Source organism: Azoarcus taiwanensis, assembly GCF_012910885.1.
Taxonomy (GTDB): domain Bacteria; phylum Pseudomonadota; class Gammaproteobacteria; order Burkholderiales; family Rhodocyclaceae; genus Azoarcus_F; species Azoarcus_F taiwanensis.
Window position 1 is genome coordinate 1 of record NZ_WTVM01000183.1, and the last position, 6,244, is coordinate 6,244.

General features: G+C 62.3%; 6 protein-coding genes. All 6 read right to left on the reverse strand.

Annotated elements, in window-relative coordinates:
* Nucleotides 1-359 (reverse strand): TonB-dependent receptor plug domain-containing protein (locus GPA21_RS18705; protein WP_281355969.1); only part of this gene is annotated, 359 nt, incomplete at its 3' end.
* Between the two features lie 275 nt (nucleotides 360-634).
* A complete protein-coding gene (locus GPA21_RS18710) occupies nucleotides 635-1,036 on the reverse strand; it encodes a DUF2946 family protein (RefSeq protein WP_168989603.1) in 402 nt (133 codons plus the stop codon).
* A 71-nt stretch (nucleotides 1,037-1,107) separates the two neighbouring features.
* Complete coding sequence (locus GPA21_RS18715) at nucleotides 1,108-1,587, reverse strand: copper chaperone PCu(A)C (RefSeq protein ID WP_339379820.1); 480 nt, start codon at nucleotides 1,585-1,587, stop codon at nucleotides 1,108-1,110.
* 40 nt (nucleotides 1,588-1,627) lie between these two features.
* Nucleotides 1,628-2,233 carry an SCO family protein gene (locus GPA21_RS18720; protein ID WP_246262054.1) on the reverse strand — a complete coding sequence of 202 codons (606 nt, stop codon included), beginning with the start codon at nucleotides 2,231-2,233 and terminating at the stop codon, nucleotides 1,628-1,630.
* 74 nt (nucleotides 2,234-2,307) lie between these two features.
* Nucleotides 2,308-2,703, reverse strand: coding sequence for a DUF2946 domain-containing protein (locus GPA21_RS18725; RefSeq protein WP_168989604.1), 396 nt, complete (start codon nucleotides 2,701-2,703; stop codon nucleotides 2,308-2,310).
* 100 nt (nucleotides 2,704-2,803) lie between these two features.
* Nucleotides 2,804-6,244, reverse strand: a 3,441-nt coding sequence (gene purL / locus GPA21_RS18730) for a phosphoribosylformylglycinamidine synthase (protein WP_168989605.1), incomplete at its 5' end; no start/stop codon positions are given.

Below are 6,244 nucleotides of genomic sequence, written 5' to 3' on the forward strand. Positions count from 1 at the left end.
CCACCGAGAATGTGTTCGCCGTCGAGCAGGATGTTCAAACGCGAGCCGGCCATGCCACGAAACACGGGGTCACCGTCGGTACCACCCTTGCGGATGACGGAGAATCCGGGGATGGTTTTCAGGATGTCCGCGCCATCCTGCGCCGGAATCGGCTGACGTGGGGCGCGCGGATCGGTAACCACAGTCAGCGGCTCCGCCATGGGCGATGCGGTCACCACCGTTGGGCTCAGTACAGTCGGATTGGCGGTAGCGGCGAAAGGAAGCACCATGACGCTCATGGCAAACGCAAGTCCGCTCAAACGCGGGCGACGAGTCGCGAAGTCGGCGGAGTGGGAAGCAGGCAGCGGAGGTGATTTCATGGTGCATTTCTCATGGTGAGTGGATAAAGCGGTGCCCTGCCGCCTGGACTGGCAGCAAAACGTGTTCTGAGTGGATTGGGGTAGCGCCCCCCGCGTGAGGCCCGGACTCTGTCGAATGCTTTACCCGCACACGACAGCAGCGCGTCGGCAGCACAAGTCACGAACTGGCACCGACGGCCGTTCGGACAGCGCGGAGAACCTCAAGCTATCGGGAGCGTTTCAGCGTCAGGGACTCAGTCAGGCGCCAATACAGCGGCGCGTGCTGACAGGGAGTCTCAGCCGGCGACCACAGGCGGCGCTCTGGGCTGTGACTGGTGGTGAACGTGTTCAGCCGTATCCGGCTGGACGTAGCCCCGGCTGGGCAAGTAATGACCGACGAATTCGGGAGCCGGGGCGGGACTTGTAGACGGAGGCAGGATCGAAGCAGCTGCGCAGACCGTACAGATCGGACAGCGCGTGCCGGATTCCTCATCCGGGTCGACCGGATTGCCATCGCGGTCGATCGCGATGACCTCCATGCTGTAACCGGTACACAGCTCGACCCAAGTGACTAGGCCGAAGAAGCGGTTGCCCGCCTGAGCCATGAGCGGGAACAAGGCGCTGAACAGAACAAGCAGCGCACACGCCGACGCGGCAAGGCGTCGGCGTGCGGGAAGGAACCGAAGATGCCTAGGCATCCGCTTGTCCTTCACATTTTGCTTGCATCGTGTTCATCGCAACAGGCTTTGTCTGGCTCGCGTAAAGGGGCTCAGTGACGATGGCCGTGCTGATGTTGCATCGGCTTGTCCGCGCCTTCACGTGCTGCACCGAGTGCGGTCACCCGCGCTTCGATCTCCTGGGTGAAGCGCTCGCCGGCGCTGTCCTCGAAGATCAACGTGATCGGCACCACGGTACCGCCGACCATCTGCTCCTTCAGTTGCATCAACATGACATGGTAACCACCCGGCTTCAGTTCCATGGTTTGACCGGCGGGAAGGTCAAGCGCGGGAATCTCGCGCATCTTCATGACGTCGTTCTCCATCGCCATTTCGTGGATCTCGACCACGCCGGCGACCGGCGACTCAGCAGCCACCAGTCGTGCATCGGTTTCAGCGGTGAGCATCATGAATGCGCCCGTAGCCTGTTGTTTCGGCACCGTGCCGCGAACCCAGGGATCTTCAACGGTGACCTGGGCGAAGAGGGGTGCCATGGCCAGGGCGAGAATGGAGCCTAGAAGAGATTTTTTCACGATGAGTTCCTTTCAAGTGGGTAAAGCAACGTAAAGCGAATCAGCGGGCAGCCTGAAGAAGCGTGCGTACATCCTCCACGATCGGCGCCACTTCCATGGAATGGGAGACCGCAAGCCGCAAGCGGCCCTGCGTGTCGTAAACAAAGCTGGTTGCGGTGTGGTCCATGGTGTAGCTGTCGCCGGTGGGTACCTTGCGATAGAACACCCGGAAAGACTTCGCGACCTCGGGCAGCTCTTCCATCGTGGGATGCAGACCGACGAAACCGGGATCGAAAGCCGCAAGATAGGCGCTGACGATTTCCGGTGTATCCCGCTCGGGGTCGACGGTGATGTACACAACACGGAACTTGTCACCTGAGGGGCCCAGGGCATCCTTCACCTCGACCGCCCGCATCAGCGCCGTGGGGCAGACGTCCGGACACTGGATGAAGCCGAAATAGATCATCACCACTTCGCCGCGAAAATCCTCAAGCGTGCGCAGCTGGCCGTGAGAATCGACAAGCTCGAAATCCTGCCCGTAATTTGCGCCGGTAATGTCGGTAGCGTTGAAGCGTACGTTCTGCTCACCGCAACCGATGAGCGAAGCGGAGACGAGTGCAAGAACAAGCAAGAAGCGCCCATTGAGGGTCTGAAGCATTGAGAGCATGTTGTCCGATTCCTGAAAACCAGTGGATCACGTGTCGAGGCAGCAATGTACTACGCGCGACAGGCGGTGGAGAATCAGGCGGACAGGGGCGGTGCGCGTGTCAGGTGCGACGACCAGACACTGGAGGCTCTCAGTGGAGTGGAACAGCGGACAGTCAGCCGTTCAGCATGTTCATCATGGAGTGAAACTGGCGGGTCGAACCCGGGAACAAGCCCGAAAGAGCCGGCATGGGTAAAGCAATAGGCGCACGCACCGTGACAATACTCGGCAGGGACGTCGGACGGAGTCTCGTCGCCAACCGCCACCCAGCGCATCCCTTGGGACGTGCACACCTCGACCCATCCATCCCCCATCATCCCGGAGGCAACCATTGCCTGGCTGACCGTCGGCGCCACAGTCGCCAGCACGATCGCGAAAGTCGCGATCCATGAGGCTAGGCGCTGATAGCGGCGGGTTCGATGGAGGCTCATGCCTTTTTTCTGTGGTGTTGGATAAAGTCAATTAATAGTTACAAAATTACATCAAGTTGTACGGAAACAGTTTGACGCAAGTCAATATCGGGCGGCTTGCTCAACCAATCCACTTGCGCGCATTGCGGAACAGGCGCAACCAGGGGGAATCCTCACCAAGCGTGCTTGGCGCCCAGCTCATCTGCACCGTGCGGAAACAGCGCTCCGGATGGGGCATCATGATGGTAAAGCGCCCGTCCGGCGTGGTAAAGGCCGTAAGTCCGTCGGGCGTACCATTCGGGTTGGCCGGATAACGCGCCGCCGGCTGGCCGTGATTGTCGATGAAACGCAAGGCAGCATGTACATTGCCCTGATCGAACGCATTGCGGAACACCGCCCTGCCCTCGCCATGACTGACGACGATAGGCATGCGGCTGCCCGCCATGTCGGCGAAGAGAATGGAGGGACTTTCCAGCACCTCGGCCATCACGAAGCGGGCTTCGAACTGCTCGCTGCGGTTGCGGTGAAAGGTCGGCCAGTGCTCGGCGCCGGGGATGATGCTGGCGAGATTCGCCATCATCTGACAGCCATTGCACACGCCCAGCGCGAAGGTGTCCTCACGCCCGAAGAAAGCTTCGAAGCTCGCACGCAGCTTGTCGTTGAACAGGATGGACTTGGCCCAGCCCTGTCCAGCACCGAGGACGTCACCGTAGGAGAATCCACCGCAGGCGGCGAGTCCCTTGAACTGCGAAAGATCGAAGCGTCCTGACTGCAGGTCCGACATGTGCACGTCGAATGGATCGAAGCCCGCACGTTCAAAAGCCGCGGCCATCTCGTTGTGCGAATTCACGCCCTGCTCACGCAGGATGGCGACGCGCGGACGGGCACCGGTGACGATCATCGCCGCGGACACGTCCTCTGCAGGGTCGAAGCGTGGTTGGAACGAAAGACCCGGGTCGGTCGCGTCGGCAAGGCTCTGGAACTCTTCCACGGCACATTCAGCGTCGTCACGCAGGGCAGCAATACGATGACTGGTCTCGGACCAGGTCTGCACGAGCTCACCACGGGTCGCCGAGAACACCAGTTTGGCGTTGCGCCACAGACGGATCTCGTCCTTGTCGTTCGGCTCGCCGAGGAAGTGATAAGTCAGGCCGGCGTCGCGCAGCGGACCCGTGACACGGGCGCGATCCTCGCGCCGGATCTGCACGACCGCACCGAGCTCCTCGGCGAACAGGCCGGCGAACAGGCGATCGTTCAGACGGCCCTTGATGGTGTCCGGCTTCTTGTCGAGGCCGTCGACATCGTTCATGTACTCGTCGTAACACACGGTATCGAGCACGACGGACAGGCCACAATGAGAGGCGAATGCCATCTCGCACAGGGTCGCAAACAGGCCGCCGTCGCTGCGGTCATGATAGGCAAGCAGCAGGTCCTCGCTGCGCAGACGCCGGATGACGTCGAAGAAGGCGACCATTTGCGCCGGAGCGACATCGGGCGCATGTTCGCCGACCGAATTGAAGACTTGGGTAAGCGCTGAGCCCCCGAGACGGTTAAGGCCGTTGCCGAGGTCGATCAACAACAACTCGGTTTCTTCTCCTTCGACCAGGCGAAGCTGCGGCGTCAGTGTGCGGCGCACATCCTGCACCGGTGAGAACGCCGTGACGACCAGCGACAGGGGTGCGATCACCGCCTTGTCGGCCCCCTCGTCCTGCCACGCGGTCTTCATCGACAGCGAATCCTTGCCCACCGGAATCGACAGGCCCGCCTCTACGCAGAACGCGGACACCGCGGACACCGTGTCGTACAGCTTGGCATCCTCGCCGCGATGCCCGGCCGGGGCCATCCAGTTCGCCGAGAGCTTGATCTGGCCAAGCGAAGCGATGTCGGCTGCGGCGATGTTGGTGATCGCCTCGCCCACCGCAAGCCGGCCGGACGCCGGCGCATCGACGCAGGCCACCGGCGTGCGCTCGCCCATGGCGAAGGCCTCGCCCAGGTAACCGGTGTGACTCATGCAGGTGACTGCGACATCGGCAACCGGCACCTGCCAGGGTCCGACCATCTGGTCGCGCGCGGTTAGTCCGCCCACCGACCGGTCGCCGATGGTGATCAGAAAATTCTTGCTCGCCACCGTCGGCAAGCGCAACACCCGCAGGCAGGCCTCGCGCAGATCGACGTCGGTGACGTCAAACGGCGGCAGGTGGGTGGCGCGGCGCGACACATTGCGTGTCATCTTGGGCGGTTTACCAAGCAACACCTGCATTTCCATGTCCACAGGCTTGTTGCCGAAATGGCGGTCGCTCACAGTCAGGTGGCCGTCGGCGGTGGCTGCGCCGAGCACCGCAAATGGGCAGCGTTCGCGTTCGCAGATCGCACGGAACTCGTCGAGCCGCGACGGCGCAATCGCCAGCACGTAGCGTTCCTGCGATTCGTTGCTCCAGATTTCGCGCGGGCTCATGCCCGGTTCTTCGATCGGCACCTCACGCAGCTCGAATTGCGCACCGAGACCGGCCGATTCGGCCAGCTCGGGCATGGCGTTTGAAAGACCGCCAGCGCCGACGTCATGGATTGACAGGATCGGGTTGGCCTCGCCCTGCTGCCAGCAGCGGTCGATGACCTCCTGGCAGCGACGCTGGATCTCGGGGTTGCCGCGCTGCACCGAGGCGAAGTCCAGATCGGCGGTATTGGTGCCGGTGGTCATGCTCGAGGCAGCGCCGCCACCGAGGCCGATGAGCATGCCAGGACCTCCGAGCTGGACCAGCAGTGTGCCCGGTGCGAAGGCGATCTTCTCGCACTGGCCATCCTGGATGCTGCCGAGACCGCCGGCGATCATGATCGGCTTGTGATAGCCGCGCATCTCGCCCATGACCTCCTGCTCGAAGCTGCGGAAATAGCCGGCAAGGTTGGGACGACCGAACTCGTTGTTGAACGCGGCGCCGCCGATCGGCCCTTCGATCATGATGTCGAGCGCCGAGGCAATGCGATCCGGCTTGCCATAGGGTTTTTCCCAGGGTTGTTCGAAACCGGGGATAGAGAGATTCGACACCGAGAAGCCGGTCAGACCCGCCTTTGGCCGGGAGCCGCGGCCAGTCGCGCCCTCGTCACGGATCTCGCCGCCGGCGCCGGTCGCAGCACCCGGGAAGGGCGAGATCGCGGTCGGATGGTTATGCGTCTCAACTTTCGCGAGGATGGGGGTCATCTCCTCCACGTAGCGCCAGCGCCCGTCGGCATCCGGATAGAGCTTGGGCACGGTCGCGCCCTCGATCACTGAGGCGTTGTCCTTGTAGGCCACCACCGTGCCTTGCGGGTGCGCAGCATGGGTTTCGCGGATCATGCCAAACAGGGTCTTGCCCATTGGCCGCGCATCGATCACCCAGTCGGCGTTGAAGATCTTGTGACGGCAATGCTCGGAGTTGGCCTGCGCGAACATCATCAGTTCGACATCGGTCGGGTTACGCTGCATACGGCCGAAATTCTCGACCAGGTAGTCGATCTCGTCATCCGACAACGCGAGCCCGAGTTCGACGTTGGCCATCTCGAGCGCAGCACGCCCACCCATGAGGAT

Coding starts and splice junctions, on each gene's coding strand:
- GPA21_RS18720 (WP_246262054.1), bottom strand. CDS start 2,233: ATGCTCTCAATGCTTCAGACCCTCAATGGGCGCTTCTTGCTTGTTCTT.
- GPA21_RS18725 (WP_168989604.1), bottom strand. CDS start 2,703: ATGAGCCTCCATCGAACCCGCCGCTATCAGCGCCTAGCCTCATGGATC.
- GPA21_RS18710 (WP_168989603.1), bottom strand. CDS start 1,036: ATGCCTAGGCATCTTCGGTTCCTTCCCGCACGCCGACGCCTTGCCGCG.